This is a genomic window from Leptospira neocaledonica, from assembly GCF_002812205.1.
Classification (GTDB): domain Bacteria; phylum Spirochaetota; class Leptospiria; order Leptospirales; family Leptospiraceae; genus Leptospira_B; species Leptospira_B neocaledonica.
The window spans coordinates 300,091-321,441 of record NZ_NPEA01000007.1 but is presented as its reverse complement, the minus strand read 5'-3'; the positions used below and the strand labels follow the sequence as shown (position 1 = coordinate 321,441).

The 21,351-nt window shown below is 39.6% G+C and carries 13 protein-coding genes; 4 read left to right on the top strand and 9 right to left on the bottom strand.

Annotation, left to right across the window (positions count from 1 at the left end):
• Positions 1-681: 681 nt before the first annotated feature.
• The 6 genes from CH365_RS14530 to CH365_RS14490 form a co-directional block, all read right to left on the bottom strand.
• Positions 682-1,482, bottom strand: coding sequence for a DUF2971 domain-containing protein (locus CH365_RS14530; RefSeq protein ID WP_100769281.1), 801 nt, complete (start codon positions 1,480-1,482; stop codon positions 682-684).
• A 654-nt stretch (positions 1,483-2,136) separates the two neighbouring features.
• Complete coding sequence (locus tag CH365_RS14525; RefSeq protein ID WP_100769280.1) at positions 2,137-2,910, bottom strand: hypothetical protein; 774 nt, start codon at positions 2,908-2,910, stop codon at positions 2,137-2,139.
• A gap of 211 nt (positions 2,911-3,121) precedes the next feature.
• The gene (locus CH365_RS14520) at positions 3,122-3,487 is read right to left on the bottom strand and encodes a hypothetical protein (RefSeq protein WP_125226323.1); all 366 of its coding nucleotides are present in this window, start codon (positions 3,485-3,487) and stop codon (positions 3,122-3,124) included.
• A gap of 274 nt (positions 3,488-3,761) precedes the next feature.
• Positions 3,762-4,757 (bottom strand): hypothetical protein, encoded by a 996-nt coding sequence (locus CH365_RS14515; protein WP_100769278.1) that lies wholly within the window; start codon positions 4,755-4,757, stop codon positions 3,762-3,764.
• Positions 4,758-6,237: 1,480 nt separating this feature from the next.
• Positions 6,238-6,789 (bottom strand): hypothetical protein, encoded by a 552-nt coding sequence (locus tag CH365_RS14505; RefSeq protein ID WP_125226322.1) that lies wholly within the window; start codon positions 6,787-6,789, stop codon positions 6,238-6,240.
• 2,003 nt (positions 6,790-8,792) lie between these two features.
• Positions 8,793-9,830: a tyrosine-type recombinase/integrase gene (locus tag CH365_RS14490; RefSeq protein ID WP_100769274.1), complete on the bottom strand. Its 1,038-nt coding sequence runs from the start codon at positions 9,828-9,830 to the stop codon at positions 8,793-8,795.
• A gap of 522 nt (positions 9,831-10,352) precedes the next feature.
• Between CH365_RS14490 and CH365_RS14485 the strand changes: the two genes are divergently transcribed.
• The 4 genes from CH365_RS14485 (at position 10,353) to CH365_RS14470 (ending at position 19,457) form a co-directional block, all read left to right on the top strand.
• Complete coding sequence (locus tag CH365_RS14485) at positions 10,353-12,809, top strand: hybrid sensor histidine kinase/response regulator (protein ID WP_100769273.1); 2,457 nt, start codon at positions 10,353-10,355, stop codon at positions 12,807-12,809.
• Between the two features lie 143 nt (positions 12,810-12,952).
• The gene (locus CH365_RS14480; RefSeq protein WP_100769272.1) at positions 12,953-15,472 is read left to right on the top strand and encodes a histidine kinase N-terminal 7TM domain-containing protein; all 2,520 of its coding nucleotides are present in this window, start codon (positions 12,953-12,955) and stop codon (positions 15,470-15,472) included.
• Between the two features lie 6 nt (positions 15,473-15,478).
• Positions 15,479-18,460, top strand: a complete 2,982-nt coding sequence (locus tag CH365_RS14475; RefSeq protein WP_100769271.1) for an MHYT domain-containing protein — start codon at positions 15,479-15,481, stop codon at positions 18,458-18,460.
• 1 nt (position 18,461) lies between these two features.
• Complete coding sequence (locus tag CH365_RS14470) at positions 18,462-19,457, top strand: HD domain-containing phosphohydrolase (RefSeq protein ID WP_100769270.1); 996 nt, start codon at positions 18,462-18,464, stop codon at positions 19,455-19,457.
• Between the two features lie 4 nt (positions 19,458-19,461).
• Here CH365_RS14470 and CH365_RS14465 read toward each other — a convergent pair whose 3' ends face one another.
• Genes CH365_RS14465 through CH365_RS14455 form a run of 3 tightly spaced genes read right to left on the bottom strand, consistent with a single transcriptional unit; the run spans position 19,462 to position 21,322 of the window.
• Positions 19,462-20,145: an SDR family NAD(P)-dependent oxidoreductase gene (locus CH365_RS14465; protein WP_100769269.1), complete on the bottom strand. Its 684-nt coding sequence runs from the start codon at positions 20,143-20,145 to the stop codon at positions 19,462-19,464.
• A 4-nt stretch (positions 20,146-20,149) separates the two neighbouring features.
• Complete coding sequence (gene mtnB / locus CH365_RS14460; RefSeq protein ID WP_100769268.1) at positions 20,150-20,785, bottom strand: methylthioribulose 1-phosphate dehydratase; 636 nt, start codon at positions 20,783-20,785, stop codon at positions 20,150-20,152.
• 3 nt (positions 20,786-20,788) lie between these two features.
• On the bottom strand, positions 20,789-21,322 hold the full coding sequence (locus tag CH365_RS14455; protein WP_100769267.1) for a 1,2-dihydroxy-3-keto-5-methylthiopentene dioxygenase: 534 nt from the start codon (positions 21,320-21,322) through the stop codon (positions 20,789-20,791).
• Positions 21,323-21,351: the final 29 nt, after the last annotated feature.

The window sequence follows — 21,351 nt, the reverse complement described above, 5'->3', positions numbered from 1 at the left end:
GGCGAATAAATTATACAATTTTCTTTTTCTACATTTAAGGGAAGTCCTTTGCCCAATTTCGTATAACGACCAAGGCTTGACGACGTTTCGCGAGTCCGTAAGGACTTGGCGCGAGACTTGCCCTGCAAGGCGAGTGACAAAGCGAAATGTGCCGAAGGCCGAACGAGAGTGCGAAGCATCTCGAAGCGATGCGCCAAGCCGAAAGTTAGGCGCAGTATCGCACCTAACACGATGCACCAAAACCCTACTCTATAAAATCCTCAAATAGAATAAAAGTCAATTAGTGACTAATTCACTTTCACAATATAAAGTAGCGAGCCCTTTTCGTATTTCTCAGTATAATGGCGACAAGAGTTTAAGATAAGATCTTTAACATGGTCGCAAATCTTTCAGTCTACGACATAAAACAAGAAAAGGGTGAAAAGCGACCTAACCTTAAGTAGATCGTGATTCGTTCAAAGGTAAAAATCCAAAACTTATATAATAAAAAAGGAAAAGAGATCGCGATATTGCCGCCTAACGACCAAGGCTTGACGACGTTTCGCGAGTCCGTATGGACTTGGCATGAGGCTTGCTTTGCAAGACGAATGACAAAGCGAAATATGCCGAAGGCCAAGCGAGAGTCGCGCAGCGATCTCGAAGCGCAGCGTCAGAGCCGCTAGTTAGTCGCAGTGTGCTAATCTACGTCGGCCTTATTTCTAATGAATATGATTTCTTACTCAGTTCACATTGATAGACGGATGGCCTAAAGCCCTTATCAATATAATGATCTTTAAGTATTCTTGTTATTTTTTCTCGATCTTGAAGCGAAATTTTATTTCCCAGATAAATTGATTCTACTGAGTCTTTTTCATAAAATATTTTTCGGCTTTCATTTTTAATATTATCAATTTTAAAAATAGCCCTAAATTCTTGTTCATACTCCCATTCTTTACTTTTAGTAATAAAGAAAGCGTTTAAGCCTGTTAAGTCATCTGAAAACCCGTTAAATTCTTCTGGCATTTGATGAGAATATTTAACTTTCATTATCAGAAAAAGATCTTTGTATTCTTCTTTAAACAATAATTGATCTTTGATAATATTAATTCTTCTCGTCTCCAGTCCTTCATGTTGAATTCCTTCAAATGTTCTAAATTTAATACAAAAGCCTTTGTGACTATCTGCGTAATGACTCCACATCAACGGATTCAATTCAGAAGAAGCAAAGCAAACAATCGCATGATTCAATCTTTCAAATTCGCGTTTCTTTTCAGGATCGGGATATATTATTCTATTACCTATCGATCTTGCTCTCATTGAAGCGTCAGCTTTGGACAAGCCTTTAGTCATAAAAAGCTTTGTCCATTCATCAATAGTCCCTTGATAATATATTAATGTTCTACTATCAAATGGATCATTGAAGTCTTCTGGAGCACTTAAATAAAAATATCCCTCAGACAATGCTTCAAGATTATATGATTTTGGATTATAATATTTATACATGCCTATTTTTAGCACATTGCGACTAACGACCAAGGGTTATCGACGTTGGCGAGCTGAGCAGTTGCGAAGACAGGCACGAGAATTGCTCTGCAATTCGAGTGACTGAGCCAATGTGGAGCAGCCCAAGCGAGAGTTGCGCAAGCAATCTCGAAGCGCAGCGATAAGCCGATAGTTAGGCGCAGTATCGCTCCTAACACGATGCACCAAAACCCTACTCTATAAAATCCTCAAATAGAATAAAAGTCAATTAGTGACTAATCTGCGCCTACAATATAAGGTACGAACCCTTTTCGTACCATCCAATATGAAAGTCAAAAGAGTCTAAGATAAGATCTTTAACATGGAAGCTAATCTATCAGTATACGATATAAAACAAGAAAAGGGTGAAAAGCGATCTAACCTTAAGTAGATCGTGATTCGGTTCTAAGGTAAAATCCAAAACTTACATAATAAAAAAGGAAAAGAGATCGCGATATTGCCGCCTAACGACCAAGGCTTGACGACGTTTCGCAAGTCCGGAGGACTTGGCACGAGACTTGCTCTGCAAGGCGAGTGACAAAGTGAAATGTGCCGAAGGCCAAGCGAGAGTCGCGTAGCGATCTCGAAGCGCTGCGTCAGAGCCGATAGTTAGCCGAAGTGTGGTCAGTATAGGATTTACTTATTTATAATTTCCGATTTTTCTATTCTTCCGTTCGAATTACGATCTATTTCAGATCTAATTTCTTTTCCTAATTCATCAAAATAAACAGTTTTATCGAATCTCGCATCGTGATCTGTATCAAAGCCTTCTGAGGTCTTTAATCCATTAACGTCATACCCTATATAGTGATCGAAATATTTCGAAGGGGTATCATGGAAAAAATAAACGTCTATTTTCCCATTATTATCGTACGACTTATTACTAATCGGCTGACCATCTTCACCGTAGCATATCCATGAACTCAATTTATCATTCTGTTTGTAATATGAAAGAATACAGTTTTCAACATTATCGTATTCAGAATATACATGCAAATCAGAATTTAAATCTAAATTTAGAGCATTATACTTGGCTTTAATATCAAAGTAGCTTATTAGTAAAGCAACTATACCCACAATCAATATGGAAATGGTTAAAATGCTTATATTTCCGAATCCTTGATTTTTTGTTTTCGAGTTATCAATATTATCATTCGGATGATTCAACTTGGAGAAGCCTTGTATAATTTCCAATAACTCTTCAGTCAATGGAAGTTTTAGCAAATAAAGAGCAGATAATAAATCTTTCTCAGAAACACATAGTTCTACTAGTGCATCATTCTCTGGTAATGCATATTTTAGAGCATTCAATTCGTTCCCTTTAACGAAAGAATTAATTTCTTCATTATCAAGAACTGACTTAAATAGCTCTATTTCCTGGTAATTACTTGATTTATATATTGTTATCAATCTTCTTCCTCTTTATACATTTTTTGACCACATTTCGGCTAACGACCAAGGCTTGACGACGTTTCGCGAGTGCGCAGCACTTGGCGTGAGTTTTGCTCAGCAAAACGAATGACAAAGCGAAATGTGGCGTAGCCCAAGCGAGAGTTGCGAAGCAAGCTCGACGCGCAGCGTTCAAGCCGATAGTTAGACGTTGGCGGTCATTTTAGTATAATTAATGAACTAGTTCCCAAAGCATTTTTTTCGAATCATCTTTAGGATAGGTTTTTAAACCTTTTTTAAACGATTTACATCCTTCAAGAAATTCACCCGAATTTTTTAATAACAATACCTTAATTTGTGCATCATCCTTAGCAAATAAATCTTTCATTTTTTTATAATTTGCACTGTCACTCTTACACACTTGTTCAAGTTCTTTAACATAAGGAGATTGATCATTTAACCAATTTTCATATTCCGGACGAATTTTCAAATTCTCAGATGGAAAGGAGTTTTCACAAATAGATGTGAAATCCTTAAATCTCAAAACTGCTGAACACGCATAATAGTATGACGTGCTATCTAAATGTCTCTCAATCATCTGAGCCTTCGCACATACCAAAACCGGCAGAATTATTAAAGGAATGAATAGGAATTTTCGAAACATTAATTAGCCTGTTTATTTTGATTCTATATATTCTATTGACCGCTTACGTCTAACGACCAAGGCTTGACGACGTTTCGCGAGTCCGAAGGACTTGGCGCGAGGCTTGCTCTGCAAGACGAGTGACAAAGCGAAATGTGCCGAAGGCCGAGCGAGAGTGCGTAGCATCTCGAAGCGAAGCGTCAGAGCCGACAGTTAAGCGCAGTTTGCTTTACTTTTTATATATAATTGCTTTATATTCGAAATCTTCTTCTGGATTATCTTTAATACGTTTTTCATCTTCAAGTAAGGGCTGAATCCAATCGTGCAATTCCGCGAGTTTCTTAAACTTTGGAAAGCGGTTTTCAGGCCAATGTGCCAACATTTGTGTCAGTGCAAAATGGGCTTCACATGATCGCCTTGGAAATGTGAAGGAATAACCCTCCTCGATTCCTTGATAAATCGAATAATGATGGCTAAATAGAAATTCATCCCAATTCTCCTGAATTTCTTTTTCATTTTTAATATCAATTATCTCAGTATCTGCAAGTTCCTTAATAGTGTTCTGTTCCCAAGCGTCCTTCAAAAGATTTCTAGCTTCGATATCCGATTTTGGTCCACTATAGCCAAATATTGTAAATAGAAAGTGCTCTTTTAATAAAGCACGTAATGAGTTCCAAGATTCCTTGATAAGAAAATCTGAGTTATAGTCCTTATGCTCAACTGGAAATAGTATAGGCAACTCACTGGATTTAGCTCCACATTTTGGACAAATTGCACTTTTGGGAAAAAGCACATCATCTCTTTCACAATAATTGTGCCAAACATTTCCATGAAGAAAAACAATTTTAGGAAGATAATCTTTAAAGTTATAGTTTCTTTCGTAAGCCTTAATCAGTAGAGGGTCCCAATTAAAACTCGCAATAACATCTTTTTTTCTAAGAGAAAATAGCAAATAATCATAAAGATTAACTTCTTCGGGGAGGTCGATTTTCTCAAAGTAATCTCTCACGCCTTTTTCTATTTTAGTTTTTAACAGATCGAATTTGCTTTTATCGTAAATGTAACTATATAATGCTTCAAAATCTTGGGAGTATTTACTTAAACCATAGGCTTCAATTTCATTGGTTAAATCTAAAAAGTCACAGACATTCTTCAAATTTGGAAGGAAAAGACCATTCTTATCTCCTTTTGGTAGGGCAGCAATACTCGCTCCAGCTCCTAACAAAAAAACGTGTGGCCTTCCTACAACATTTCGCATATCTTTAACAAAACAAAATTTTAAGCAAATTGCGCTTAACGACCAAGGTGTTCCGACGTTTGCGATGGCGCGAGGCTTGCTCTGCAAGACGAGTGACTGAGGCAAATGTGGCGTAGCCCGAGCGAGTGAGTCGCGAAGCGATCTCCGAGCGGAGCGGAAGCACCGATAGTTAGGCGTAGTTCACATTATATTAATGCAAATTCTATACTCCTCTCTAAATAGTTAAACAAATAAACTTATAAAAGCGAAAAGATAGAAAATCAAAACAGGTACAGCAAACAATAAAAATGAAAATTTAAATAGCCTATTAAATCTCTGACCAATAAAGACAGGATTTTTTGAAATTTCGCTTTTGAATGTCCAAACGGATATAAAGCAGAACGATACACATATAATAGCCGAAAAGAATAACATTTTTATATAACTTACAAAGTAAGAACCCACGCTATATTGCTGCAAAGGAGAATCCAGCAACGCAAACATATAATAGTTTATAAAATTGAATAACAAATAGGGAATAACAAGTAAAGCCTGTGAATAAAAGACAAATTTGAAAGGTTTTCTAATTTTAAAAAAATACAATAAAAAAGAGATCCAAAGAGACCATATTAAAAAGCAAAATGCCGAAAGAAGAATTACTGTAAGTAATATATCACTCCCACTAATATTTAAGCCATGGGCCCAAACGATTTGATAGGAAAGTAAAAACGTTAAGACATAGAAGATTTTTCTCATTGTAGATTTTAAAATTTAAATTTTTGTGAATTACGCCTAACGACCAAGGCTTGACGACGTTTCACGCCCTGGCCATAGCCAGGTTGGCGCGAGGCTTGCTCTGCAAGACGAGTGACAAAGCGAAATGTGCCGCAGGCCAAGCGAGAGTTGCGAAGCAAGCTCGAAGCGCAGCGTCAGAGCCGATAGTTAGGCGCAGTATCGCTCCTAACACACTGCACCCAGCCCTATTCTGCAAAATCTTCTAACAGAATAAAAGCAAATTAGTGGCTAATTCACTTTCACAATATAAAGTAGCGAGCCCTTTTCGTACCATCTAATATGAAAGTGACAAGAATTTAAGATAAGGTCTTTAACATGGAAACTAATCTATCAGTCCACGATATAAGACAAGAAAAGGGTGAAAAGCGATCTAACCTTAAGTAGATCTTGATTCGGCTCTACGGTGAAATCCAAAACTTATATAATAAAAAGGAAAAAGAAGATCGCGATATTGCGCCTAACGACCAAGGTGTTCCGACGTTTGCGATGGCGCGAGCTTGCCTTTGCAAGCGAAGTGACAGAAGCAAATGTGGCGTAGCCCGAGCGAGAGTTGCGTAAGCAAGCTCGAAGCGCTGCGGAAACACCGATAGTTAGACGCAGTATTTAATTATAAGCACAATTATTTAACTCTTTCCTAATATTTAGGAATTCCCTTTATCTACTTTCTAATTTATTAATTAAAGCTTAAGGCCTTGAAATAGAGGAACAAGTAAAAAACAATGTCTGTATAATTCCAATTAAAAACAAAATTTAAAGAATACTTTTGCATATTGAAAAAGAAACTGTTACAAAAAGATAAAACCACAAAAGAAATGAAATTTGGCATGATAACAAAAGCAAAAAATACAATAGCTTGTCTGTAATTATATTTCCTCTTAATGCTAAAGATAGCCAGAAAAATCAGAAGACCAATATGTATATAAGTTGAAGCCACATATGATTTTGGTAACTTCTCAATTGTGCCTTCTTCTATTATTAAATTTCCAGAATTTAAAACAAAGAAAGCGAGTATCAAACCCCAAATGATAATGGAAAGTATTGAAGAGATTATAATTAAACGAAGTTTCATTTTTTCCTTTTCTGAATATTTTTTAAATATTGCGTCTAACAACCAAGGGTTTTCGACGTTGGCGAGCTGAGCAAAGCGAAGACAGGCACGAGAATTGCTCTGCAATTCGAGTGACTGAGCCAATGTGGCGCAGCCCAAGCGAGAGTTGCGAAGCAATCTCGAAGCGCAGCGATAAGCCGATAGTTAGGCGCAGTATCGCTCCTAACACTCTACACCCAAACCTACTCTATAAAATCTTCTAATAGGGATAAAGTCAATTAGTGGCTAATTCACGCCTACAATATAAGGTAGCGAACCCTTTTCGTACCATCCAATATGAAAGTGACAAGAGCTTAAGATAAGATCTTTAACATGAAAGTTAATCTTTCAGTTTACGATATAAGACAAGAAAAGGGTGAAAAGCGATCTAACCTTAAGTAGATCTTGATCAGCTCCACGGTAAAATCTAAAACTTATATAATAAAAAAGGAAAAAGAAGATCGCGATATTGCGCCTAACGACCAAGGCTTGGCGACGTTGGCGAGCTGAGCAAAGCGAAGACAGGCACGAGAATTGCTCTGCAATTCGAGTGACTGAGCCAATGTGCCGAAGGCCAAGCGAGGGTTGCGTAAGCAATCCCGAAGCGCCGCGTCAGAGCCGATAGTTAGGCGCAGTATCGCTCCTAACACTCTGCACCAAAACCCTACTCTATAAAATCCTCAAATAGAATAAAAGTCAATTAGTGACTAATTTGCGCCTACAATATAAGGTAGCGAACCCTTTTCGTACCATCCAATATGAAAGTGACAAGAATTTAAGATAAGGTCTTTAACATGGAAACTAATCTATCAGTCCACGATATAAGACAAGAAAAGGGTGAAAAGCGATCTAACCTTAAGTAGATCTTGATTCGGCTCTACGGTGAAATCCAAAACTTATATAATAAAAAGGAAAAAGAAGATCGCGATATTGCGCCTAACGACCAAGGCTTGACGACGTTTCACGCCCTGGCCATAGCCAGGTTGGCGCGAGGCTTGCTCTGCAAGACGAGTGACAAAGCGAAATGTGCCGCAGGCCAAGCGAGAGTTGCGAAGCAAGCTCGAAGCGCAGCGTCAGAGCCGATAGTTAGGCGCAGTATCGCTCCTAACACACTGCACCCAGCCCTATTCTGCAAAATCTTCTAACAGAATAAAAGCAAATTAGTGGCTAATTCACTTTCACAATATAAAGTAGCGAGCCCTTTTCGTACCATCCAATATGAAAGTGACAAGAATTTAAGATAAGGTCTTTAACATGGAAACTAATCTATCAGTCCACGATATAAGACAAGAAAAGGGTGAAAAGCGATCTAACCTTAAGTAGATCTTGATTCGGCTCTACGGTGAAATCCAAAACTTATATAATAAAAAGGAAAAAGAAGATCGCGATATTGCGCCTAACGACCAAGGCTTGACGACGTTTCGCGAGTCCGAAGGACTTGGCACGAGGCATGCTCTGCAAGACGAGTGACAAAGCGAAATGTGCCGAAGGCCAAGCGAGAGTTGCGAAGCAAGCTCGAAGCGCTGCGTCAGAGCCGATAGTTAGACGAAGGTCTCCAATTATTCACTGTTGTTAATTAAAAAAAATACTAACCATATCACCACAACCAAAGATTGAAGAGTAGACCAGTTAAGGTATATCCTAAGATTCTCATTCAAGTATAGGTTTGGCTTAAATGCTAATACAAAAAGCAACGGAACAGACGGGAGAATGAGAATTGTTGTTACTGAGAAAAGAATAAGTCCTGACAGAATACCAGCCAACTGAACCAAAATAGCGAAAGCAATAAACTCAGCGACAAAACTGAATATTTTTAAATGAATCCGATACTTCTCAAAAAAGTAACTAGCAAGTAACGGTATGCCAAAGATCAGAAAAACAGAGATTCTGTTTTGATACCCTTTATCAATTGAGTAAGCAATGATGCTTAAAAATCCTATGATAGTTAGTATCGGTAACATCATATCAGGCTTGATAACCTAACCTAAAGAATTTTCGAACAAAGAATCCTAATGTCATAAGAACAAGGAATATGCACTTAATGGAACATTTAAGCGATTTCTAAAATCCTTGGAGACTTTCGTCTAACTCCAACTCGCCGCTAGTTCGTCCATGGAGTGTATGGGCGAAGGTGCGCAAAATCAGAGATCGTCTAGAGGACTTTTGATCTTAGAAACCATCGGGTCAACGATTCTAGCGTAGATTTCCGTAGTTTTTACGGAAACATGGCCCAGAAGTCTTTGGATCATTTTGATCGAGGTGCCTGACTCCAGAAGATGGATGGCAAATGCATGTCTCAGGTCGTGGATAGAAACGTCTTTGGTGATGCCTGCTTTTTTCTTAGCGGCGGTGAATATGTTTTCCGCGCTTCTGATACTGAGATTTCTGCCGGGGATTTGGCCTCTAAAAATCCAGGAACTTCTGCCTTGGCGTTCGAGTGAATCGGCTAGATCTTTTTTGCAACTGTTAGGTAAAAGACTAAAGCGATCCTTCTTCCCTTTACCTTGCCGGATCCGGATAGATTTTTTCTCCCAGTCCAGGTCGTCACCTTTGAGCTTTACGAGTTCCCCTACTCTTAAACCTGATCCATAACAAAGTTTTAATAAAAGTTTATGTTTAGGATTGGAAAGTGATTCTATGATCCGGGTAACTTCTTTTCTGGTTAAGGATTCAGGGATCCTACTCTCTCTTTTAGGAGTAGAATAAGAAGTTAGAAACCTTCTACCTATTACAATATTATAATAAAATTTAAAAGACTGCAGTGCAGATCTTAGGGAATTAGAGGCTAAATTCCTTTCATATAGAATTCGATCCAAATAAATTTTTAAATCGGATTCTGTAACGGCGTATGGTTTTTTTTCGATCGATCTTAAGAAGGCTCGGTTGTAGAGAAAATAAGACTTCAGAGTTTTCTTGCTATAATTGCGTCTTAGCACCTCAGTTTTGAGAGGAATAAGAAGAATATCAAGATCTGCTTCTACCTTTTCCCGATGTATGGAAATAAATTCGGAAAGAAAAGATTCGGAATATGGAATTTTCCAAAATTTATGCCGATGATTCCAAACTGCTTCACGCATTATAGAAAATTTTTGGAAGAGTTCGGTGTCGTAAGAAAACGAAATGGCGCTAAAACAATGTCCATTCTCCCAGTGTTTCCAAATTTTGATCCTTTGGGGCATGAGGAGAAAATAAAAATATACTAAATATTTGTATAGTTAATTATTTGGACTTTTGAATATAGCTCCGCCCCTTCAGTCACACTGAAACAAAAAAAATCTGGTAGAAAAGAAATCGCCGGACCTCATTTGACGTTTCTGGGAGAATTTTGCCTTTTTTATTCGCGTTTCGACTTATTGCCAGCAAATTCCAAAATTCTCGGAAAGTTACCTGAGAAATATCCGTTAGGCGGCCTTTCCGGACAGATTTATTGTTCGAGTGGAAGAAAATTTCTGTAGGAGCTTCGATAGCATTTTATGACCCCTTAATATGCTTTGCTGGGAAATTTTTTGGATGTATACTTAAGTGGCACCATCACTCAAAGGACAATTCGTGAATGACAAAACTGCTAGGGTTCTTTAAAAACGGAATGGATTCTAATGGATCTTTTTAGGAAATTAGTTATTCTATTTTCTTTGTATTCTTTGATTTTGAAATGAATTCGTTCATTTTCGGATTTATTGCATCTATATTAGGCAAACCAGATGGATCATTCTTCCTCTTCAAGTCCTGATTTTCGCATTCTTTTTGAATCTGTTCCAGGTTTGTACCTGGTACTTTCTCCTGAGCTCAAAATTATAGCGGTAAGTGATGCGTATCTTAATGCCACACGAACCGAGAGAGATAAAATTTTAGGCAGGGGAATTTTCGAAGTTTTTCCCGACAACCCGGATGATCCCGAAGCGACCGGTGTGAGCAATCTTCGTAGTTCCCTTCTTCGTGTTTTGGAGACAAAAGCTCCAGATACGATGGCTGTTCAAAAATACGATATCCAACTTCCGGAAGAAGAAGGTGGGGGGTTCGCCGCTAAATACTGGAGTCCTTTGAATACTCCTGTTATGAACAAAAAAGGAAAGGTAGAATACATCATCCATAAGGTAGAAGATGTCACCGAGTTTGTTCTCCTAAAAGAAAGAGGAGAAAAACAATCCGAGATGACCGAGGCACTTCGTTCCCGCACCGAAGAGATGGAAACGGAGATCATCCGCCGTTCTCAAGAATTACAATCTGCGAATAAAAGCCTAAGAGAAACTGAAAAGATCAAAAACGATTTTTTTGCAAATGTTTCCCACGAACTTAGGACTCCTCTGAGCTTGATCTTAGCTCCAGTAGAATCTATTCTTACGGATAAAACCTCAAGCCTTTCTTCCAATAACATCCAAATGTTAGAAACGGTTCATAATAATTCAGTCAGACTTCTTCAGATGGTAAATAGTTTATTAGATTTTTCTAAATTCGAAGCCGGGAAGATGAAGGTGGAACTCGAGCCCACGAATATCAGCAATTTGACCCAGGCTATTTTAAAGGATTTCGAACCGAGTGCATCAGAGAAGAATATACGGATCCAAAAAGAGATACCTTCTTCCGACCTCTATATTTTAATAGATCGTTATTTATTCGAGAGGATCTTCTTTAATCTTCTTTCTAACTCATTAAAATTCACTCCTAGGGATGGGAATATTTCCATTATTCTTGCTTATTCGGAGGATCAACTTTATCTTTCTGTTCAGGATTCCGGGATCGGGATCTCCGAGGCGGACCAAAAGATTATCTTTAAAAAGTTCCAACAAGCTGAAGGTTCTTCTACCAGAAGATATGGTGGGACAGGGCTTGGTCTTTCCATGGTCAAAGATTTTTCGGAACTTTTGGGCGGTTCTGTAGAAGTAACCAGTAAACTAGATTCCGGAAGCAGATTTGAAGTCAAAATCCCGGCAGAAAAAGTAGAGTCCGGGGAGAAGAATCCTTCTTCCAAAATTTTCTCACACTCTCCTCAATATTCTAGTTTAGAGATCTCTAATACAGACAATATGGGCTTTTCAGACAAAATGAAAGTTTTGATTTGCGAGGACAACGAAGATCTTTCGAGTTATATTTATTCACTTCTCTCTCCTTTATACCAAGTCAAATCCGCTAAGAACGGGAAAGAAGGATTAAAATTAGTCTATTCCTGGGAACCGGATCTGGTCCTTTCCGATGTGATGATGCCAGAAATGGACGGTGTACAACTTTGTAAAGAGATCAAAGCCGATCCTAAAATTTCCAAAACCATTGTAGTGCTTCTTACCGCTTTAACTCATAGAGAAGCCATGTTAAAAGGTTGGGAAGCGAAAGCGGACGAATATTTATGCAAACCTTTTCATCCGGAAGAATTGATCGTAAGAATGAAATCACTTCTTGCTATTGCAGAAGATAGGAAAGCGAATTTAGAAACGTTAGAACAGAAAAATTTCGAACTTGAATTTGCAAATGCAGAGTTAGAAGCATTCTCCTACTCCGTTTCCCACGATTTGAGGGCACCTTTAAGAGCCATCCAAGGTTATACTCAAATGATCTTGGAGGACCACAGTGCCGTTTTGGATGCGGACGGGATCCGATTCTTGAACGTGCTTATTGATTCCACGAGAAGAATGGAAAACCTGATCGATAACCTATTAGAATTTTCTAAAGTAGGCAAAAAAGAGCTCAAAAATTCCACCTTCGACCTGACGGAAGTCGCCGAAACTGTAGCAAGCCAGATCAAGGATCAAACAGACCATAACGCAGAAATTATTGTCCACCCTCTTGAAAAAGTAACCACGGATAGAGACATGATGTCTTACGTGTTCCAGAATTTGATCTCAAACGCCGTAAAATATTCTGCCAAGAAGGAAAAACCTAAGGTGGAGATCGGAGTCACAAACACAGAAAAAGGAAAAACGTTTTTCGTAAAAGACAATGGTGCCGGCTTCGATATGAAATATTATAGTAGGCTATTCGGAGTCTTTCAAAGGTTGCATAGACAAGACGAATTCGAAGGCACAGGCGTGGGTCTTGCAATCGTGCAAAGGATCGTCACCAGATATAAAGGGTCTGTATGGGCAGAAGGTAAACTGGGAGAAGGTGCATCCTTCTTCTTCACACTTGGAGAAAAGGCTGGAACCGCGGTCGGTTTTCAGAACTGACTACTCAGTTAACTCTATAATTTCTTTACTTAAGAGATAAATTTAATTTTCAAAGACTGGATCTATCCGGCGAAAACGTCTTATATTTTAAGCTTAGAAACTTTCTCCTTGAGCCGAAGGGGTGGCGTTCAAAATTAGTTTGCATGGGAACGGAAGTCCAATCTTTATCCTGGTTTAAATGGACTCCTTATGCGATCCTTCCCTTAATCAGTTTATTTCTTTCCGTTCTTTCTCTTAGAACAGGATTCAAAAGCAGACAAACTTCCGGCGCTCCGGAATTCATTTTGGTATGTCTCGGAATCATTCTCTATAGCTTCGGTTATTTTTGGGAGATAGTAAGCACCAGACCTGAGAGTATTATTTTCTGGGACAATTTCCAATTTATCGGCCCGGATCTTCTGATTGCCTCTCTTCTATTTCTCTGCTTAAGAGTGGCAAATTTAAATAGGTTCATCCATCCAGTCAGCATTTTTCTTTTTTCATTCATTCCGCTTTGCACCGAGATCGCAGTTTGGTTCGGACCGGAAGAATGGATCCGCCCTTCTCTCAGATTCGACTCGTCCGCTCCCTGGCTTGCATTGATCTATGAGTACGGACCTTGGATGCAGGTCTATGTGATCAATTCTATTTCCATATTCTCTCTATGTATTATAATCTTAATATATGGTGCCTGGTCCCAAAGAGCATTTCACAGAATAAGATGTCTGGTCTTTATGATCGGGATCTCTCTTCCATTCGGAAGTCAAGTCATGACTGTGGGAGGTTTTATCCCGTTCATCCATCCTAAGCTGGACATCTTTCCTTTAACGGCGAGTTTCGCATTGATCGTATGGATGTACGGCCTTTTTTATTTCCGGATCTTAAACCTGATTCCTTTGGCAAGAAATCAGGTTTTCGAGTACATTCAAGATGCAGTTTTTGTAATGAACTCCTCAGGTTTTCTTTTAGACTGTAATGTCTCCGCCTTAAATTTATTAGGGACCGCAAGATTAAGACAAGATTTAAAACTCGTAGATTTTCTTCCGGATCTTGATGCCCTTGTAGAAGAATGCCATATCCACAAAAAGCCAAATACCGAATGGAAAACGAATAACGGAAAATATTACGATGTTTCCGTTCGTTCTCAAAAAGCGGAAGGCTCTCAGTTCAAAATTGTTGTACTTAGAGACGTGACCCAAAGGGCAATCTCAGAAAGAAAACTTTCGGAAAGAAGGGATATTTTACAGAGTATTTTAGACTCGACTAGCATCCTGTTCTTAGTTCTGGATGGAGATGGTAAATTAATTTTATTGAATAGAGCCTGTTTACAAACTACAGGTTTCGATCTAATGGAGTTGGAAGGGAGAGTCTTTTGGGAAACCGAACTATTTGCAGATGAAAGGGATACGATTGCAAAAGTTTTCGAACTACGTTTTGCAAAGAAGAAGTTCCCAAAACATACAAGCGTACTTCTGAGAACCAAAGATGGAAAATCCAGAAGAACTCTTTGGGAACATAAAGAAGTCCGAGATCGAAACGGTCATCTGCAATATGTTATTTCGACCGGAACTGATGCCACAGGCTTAGAAGAGGCAGAGTTCAGGATCGAAACATTACAAAGAGCGAATGAAGAAATCCTAGCTCAAAAAGCGATTATCGAATCCCAAAAATCCGATCTGGAAGACGCACTCCAAAACCTGACAAGAACCCAGGCAAAATTGATCCAGGCATCCAAGCTCGCGGATCTAGGCCAATTAGCGGCAGGAATAGCCCACGAGATCAATAATCCGATAGGTGCAATCCAGGCAGCAGGTTTTAATATTCTCTCCTATCTGGAAAAGATCAGAACGGAATTACGGCCGATTCTTCCACTTCTCTCTTCTTTATCCGATGATGATTGGAACTCCTACAATGAGTTAATCGCTTTAGGTGTTTCTTCCAAAGAAATCCTGATAGGTTTGGAAAGAAGGAGAATCCTTGCGGAGATCAAAACAGAAATGAAGTCCGCAGATATTCTTTTCCCGGAAGAAACTGCCGAATTTTTCGTGGATTTTGGGATCGCTTCTTCTTGGAAAAATTTCGAGGGTATATTAAAAAATCAGAATACAAGGGAACTTCTTCCATTCTTTTTAAATCTTTTAGGTCCGGAACAATGTGTAGACACGATCAAAACAGCAGTAGATCGTTCCGCAAAAATTGTTTACGCACTTAGAAGTTTTGCACATTTCGAATCCTCTCATAAGAAGAGAAAATTTTCCTTAAAAGAAAATATAGATACTGTTCTGACACTGTATCAGAATCTGTTCAAGCACGGAGTGGAAGTTTCGACTAACCTGGATGGGATTCCAGATTTTTTAGGTTTTCCGGACGATTTAATGCACCTTTGGACAAATTTGATCATGAATTCTGTCCAGGCAATGTCATATAAAGGATTCATCGGGATCAAAGCTTCTCTGCAAGGAAATGAGGTAGTAGTTTCCATCCAAGACAAGGGTCCTGGGATCCCTGCCGAAGCGAAAGACCAAGTATTCGATGCATTCTTTACTACCAAACCTTTGGGCGAAGGTTCCGGTTTAGGTTTAGATATAGCAAAGCGAATTGTAGAAAAACATAAAGGAAGGATCTGGTTTGATTCTTCGCCAGGAAATACTATATTTTATGTGGGGCTTCCTTTCGAGGTCTGAGTTTTTGTGATCGCATTTTTAGATAATTTTTTCATTTATAATTCTTCTGCCAAATTACTTACGGCTACGTACAATCCATGGTTGGTTGTTCTTTCCGTGTTGATGGCGATATTCGCATCTTATATCGCTCTTCAAATCGTAGGACAGAAGGTTCCGGAATCTTCTCCGCCCATTACAAAATATTTAATTTCTTCGGCAGCAAGTCTAGCTCTCGGTTGTGGTGTTTGGTCCATGCATTTTATCGGAATGCTCTCCTTCGAGTTATGCACAACCGTTCAATATGATAAAAGTCTGACCATCTTGTCTATCTTTCCGAGTCTTCTAGCCTCTACCATAGCTCTCTCATTCGTGAATAGGCCTAAAATTTCGGGCACAGAACTTGCGTTAGGTGGTGTACTCGTAGGCTCCGGAATCGGAGCTATGCATTATACCGGAATGGGAGCGGTGGAAACAGCTCCTTACTTACGTTATGATCCTTGGTTTTTTGCGTTATCTATCATAGTAGCAGTCGTTCTTGCGATACTTTCTCTTTGGGTAAGATTCGGTTTAGAAAATTTGAAATTAGGCACTCTCTGGCCTTCTCTCATTTCCGCCGTTACTATGGGATCTGCAATTTCCGGAATGCATTATACCGGTATGGCTGCCGCAAGATTTATAGGAGAGGAAGACACAATTCCTCAGACTGCTGATTCTACCTTTCTTGCACTTTCCGTTTCCTTGATCACAATCGCATTCACTTTGTTTGCATTCGCAGTCAATTGGTTCCTGAGATACCGGGATCTAGTGAACAATCTAAAAGTCAGCGAATCCAGACTTAGAACAATTATCACCACCGCAGTGGATGGCGTGATCACAATGGATTCGCAAGGTAGGATCAGAGAATTTAATCATTCAGCAGAAATAATCTTCGGTTATGAAAACAGAGAAGTGATCGGAAAAAATATCAGAGAGCTAATGCCCGATCCATACTATAATGGAAGAGACAAAAATTCCGAGACAATGTTAAGCGCCGGCTTCGCCAAAATTATAGGAAGCAGTAGAGAAGTTATAGGCCTTAGAAAAGACGGCTCCGATTTTCCGGTACGTTTAGCGATAGGACATGGAAAACTTGCTGGAGAAGATCTATTCGTTGGTTTTGTGACAGATATCAGCGATAGAAAAATGATCGAGAACGCATTAAAACAAAGTGAACAACAGGTGCGTTCCTTGATCGAAAATATCCCGGGCATCACTTACAGATGTCTTCCGAATAATGAATGGAAGATGTTATTCATGAGTGATGCTTCGGAATCCATCACAGGTTATCCTGTACAAGATTTTGTAAACGCAAACTCCATACGTTCCTTCAAAGATATTATCCATCCGGACGATCTTAAAAGTGTAGAATATGAAGTAGAATCCGCGGTTGCCGGCAAAAGAACATTCACTTTAGAATATAGGATCATCCACCAAAACGGGGAGATCAGATGGCTTTGGGAAAACGGATGCGGAGCTTATGGTGGAAACGGAGAAGCGATCTTCATAGACGGAGTAATTTTAGATATCACCGAAAGAAGAAGAATAGAAGAAGCATTACGCAAAGAGAAAGAAAAAGCGGAACTTGCTGCGATCACTAAAACTTCTTTTTTAGCAAATATGAGTCACGAAATCCGTACTCCTATGAATGCGATCCTTGGATTTACGGAAGTTCTTCTTTCCGATGAATTAGAAAAAAATCATAGAACCCATTTGGAAACCGTTAAAAGTTCCGCGAAATCTTTATTAAGACTTTTGAATGATATCTTGAACACCGCGAAGTTGGAAAAAGGAGCGGTGGAATTAGAAGAAATGGACTTCTCCCTTTTCAAATTAGTCGCAGAATTAAAATCCACTTTGGGCATCGGCGCTCGAAAGAAAAATCTGGAATTCGAAGTGATCCAAGATCCGGATCTGGTGGAATTTTATAAAGGAGATTCTTTGCGGATCAGACAGATCCTAATGAATCTGATCGGCAATGCAGTCAAATTCACTGACAGAGGAAAAGTCAGTCTGAAAGTGACTCGGGAAGATAAAAAACTCCATTTTGCGGTCCAAGATACAGGGATCGGAATCCAAGCGGATCGATTGGATAAAATTTTCGAACCGTTCACTCAGGCTGATATTTCCACTACTAGACGTTATGGTGGAACGGGACTTGGTACAACCATCTGTAAACAGTTAACGGAATTGATGGGCGGCAAAATTTGGGCAGAGAGTACTCTTGGAAAAGGAAGTACATTCCATATTCTTCTTCCTTTAGAAGAAGGAAAACCTAGACAAGAAAACAAGATACAAACTGGGATCAAACTCCCTCCTCTAAAGATCCTTGTAGTCGACGATGTGGAAAAAAATACGGAATTAATTTCCCTTCTTCTCCAAAACCTAGGGCATCAGGTGGAATCATCGTATAACGGAGAGGACGCAGTAAAAAAAGTCACGACTGGATCTTTTGATCTGGTTCTAATGGACGTACAGATGCCGGTGCTCGACGGTCGTCAAGCAACCCGAGTTATCCGAATGCATGAGATCCAGGAAAATGTCCGAAGGACCCCTATTTTGGCATTGACCGCTAGTGTTTTTGAAGAAGATAAAAACGCAGCGAGTGCCGCCGGAATGGACGGGTTCGTTTCTAAACCGGTGGAGATGGATCAGATGATCGCAGAGATCGGAAGAGTATTAGGTTATTCCGAAAGGAATTCCGATCCGGAAATTTCTTCTTCTGAAAAAGAAATAGAATGGGATCCTGAAAGGGCTTCGACTTTAGCTAAGGAACTATCCGAATCTTTCCAAAGAGGTTCGATAGAAGAAGAATACGTGGAAGAATTTTCGGGTCTGATCCGAACAAAAGTGGAAAATTCCGATTTTAAACTTTTCAGTTCTAAAATAGAACAATTCGAATTCGAAGAGGCGTATGCCCTTCTCAAAAAATTCAGCACCCAACTCGGATTGGACACGGATCTCGGAAAATAGAATGAGCCATCTACTCGATGACAGACCGAAAATTTTAGTCGTAGACGACGAAGCGGCAAACCTACAGGTACTCAAACAAATATTACAAGAAGATTATAGACTTTTTTTCGCTAAGGATGGGCTCAAAGCGATAGAACTCGCAATCTCCGAAAAACCGAATCTTATCCTTTTAGATGTGATGATGCCCGGAATGACAGGGCATGAAACCTGTAAAAAACTCAGAAATGAAGCCACCACCTCCAGGATACCCGTGATATTCGTAACCGCAATGGCAGAAGAAGAAGATGAGGCTGACGGATTCGAAGCAGGAGCCGTGGACTATATTACAAAACCCGTAAGTCCTGCCATCGTAAAAGCTAGGGTAAAAACACATCTTTCTTTGGTCTGGAACGATGAACTAAAAGAGACCAGGCTTCAGATCATCCAAAGATTGGGTCTTGCGGCGGAGTACAAAGACAACGAAACAGGTCTTCATGTGATCCGAATGAGTCATTATTCCCAAACTTTAGCGAGGGCTTTGGGCTATTCTCAGGACACTGCGGATAAAATTTTGCATGCTTCTCCCATGCATGATATCGGCAAGATAGGCATTCCCGATAGTATATTACAAAAACCTGGTAAACTAGATCCGGAAGAATGGGAGATTATGAAAACCCACCCCAGTATCGGCGCGGAAATTATCGGAGATCATGATTCTTTACTCTTACAAATGGCAAAGAGTATCGCCTTGAACCATCATGAAAAATGGGATGGAAGCGGTTATCCAAACGGGATTAAAGGGGATGCTATCCCTGTGGAAGCAAGGATCGTAACGATCGCAGATGTGTTCGATGCTCTTACCACGGAAAGGCCTTATAAAAAAGCATGGAGTATAGAAGACGCAGTCAACCATATTCGTAAAGGCGCCGGATCTCATTTTGATCCGGGTCTTGTTCCTGTATTTTTAAATTTGATGCCCGACCTTTTAGAGATCAGGGAACGCTGGGCAGAAACCTAAAAAATTATAACACACCTTTAGGTGGAAGAAATAGTATCTCGTCCTGATTGAAACTCGCCGGCTGAGAATACAAACTTTCTAAAAAGAGCGCAGCATCGGAGGCCGGGATCATATCTTCTCTTTTAAAACCTTCTCTGCCATCCCAAATCGGAGTATCGATTGCTCCTGCATACACAGTGGTCACTCTTATCCCGCGTTCTTTTACTTCTTCTCTAATTGCTTTTGCAAAACCGGCCAGACCATGTTTAGAAGCGCAATAAGGAGAAGATTCCGGGAACCCCTGTCTTCCTGCTGTGGAAGAAATATAACAAAGAAGAGCCCCCTTTTTCATGGAGGATAGAAGTTTAGAAGTCAGTAAAATAGGGGCGCTTAAATTCAAGGTCAGATGTTTTTGCAGATCTTCCCATTCGAGATCTTCTATTTTTAAAAATAGTCCATCCCCGGAAGCGAAATAGATCGCATGGATTTCTTTCCAATATTGCAAAAGAGAAGAAACGAATTTGAGGATTTGCTTCTGGTCTCCCAGATCGCAGAGGTAATTTACTCCTCTTTCCAAATTTTTCTCCAAAGGAACACCGCGTCTGGAGATCCCAATCGGAAAATATTGCGGAGTCGCATTCAACTTTTCTAATAAAGATCTGCCGATCCCGGATCCGGCCCCGACTACCAGGATATTTTTGGGTTCCATGTTCTTACTTGGACATCGCCCGCACTTTTAGTAAAAAATCCGCAGCTTCTAAATGTCGATTCGCCTGGATCAGATCTTTTCCCCAAACGGTAATCCCATGTTTTTCTATAATACAAAATGGGACTCTAGGTTTTGTCTCGATAAGATGTTTTTCCAAATGGTCCGAGATATCTTGCACCTTAGGATAATTATATAAAACCGGAACCGAAACATTCGGATTTTCATCCCAGATACCAAATGCTTTTATGATCTCCAAAGGAAGCAGTGGAAGATCTTCAATTGGATTTTCTTTGGTAACTCCTATCTCAATCAGATTGGATTCAGGAGTATGAACATGAAGAGAGCAACCCATTTCGGGGAATGCTTTATAAACCGCTCTATGTATAGAAGTTTCGGCGGAAGGTTTCAGACCTTCTCTGCCTTTCCAACCTTCTAATACTTTTCCGGATTGGATCTGCACAGGAAGAAAATCTTTTCGAGTCAGTTTGTTTTTATCTAAGCCGCTTCCGCTTACCCAGAACACGTTAGGATCTTTTTCGTCCTTAATAGACAGATTGCCAGCAGTTCCTGGCATCCATCCATTAGAATGATATAGAACTCCCGACTCAGCTAAGCGAGTCAGGATTTTTTTTTGGGACATTCTTTAAACTAAAGCCGTAGTTTCTTCTACGTAATTCGGAACCCAGCCGCTCATATCTTGGAAATAACGGACTGCTTTGATTCTTTTGTTCTCGTCTAGAGTGAACCAGTGGTTCGTATTCTTAGGAACGGAGATGAAGTCATCCTTCTCCACCTTTACTAAAAACTTTTCGCCAGCAAGTGCGAATCCGAAAATTCCGGAACCATCCACGATATAACGGACTTCGTCGTCTGTATGATAATGTACTTTATCAAATTTGGCCAACATCTCGTTCAGGCCAGGAACTTGCGGATGAAGAACGATCAAATCTCTGGATTGATACCCTTCTTTTTCTTTTAAGGTTTCGAAACGATTGTCTAAATTTTTGAGAAGAGTTTCTTTCTCATCATCTACAAGAGTTAATTTATCAGTAAGAGGATTAGAGGCACTTGGAACCGGCCAATGATCGTACTCGATCCCTCTTTTATTTAGAAAAGATTTAACTTCAGTGTTGTCTTTGATTTCCGGCAGTCCCGGTTTTTGGATAATAGTCGCCATATGTTCCTCCTTTAGGTGGTGTCCCTTTT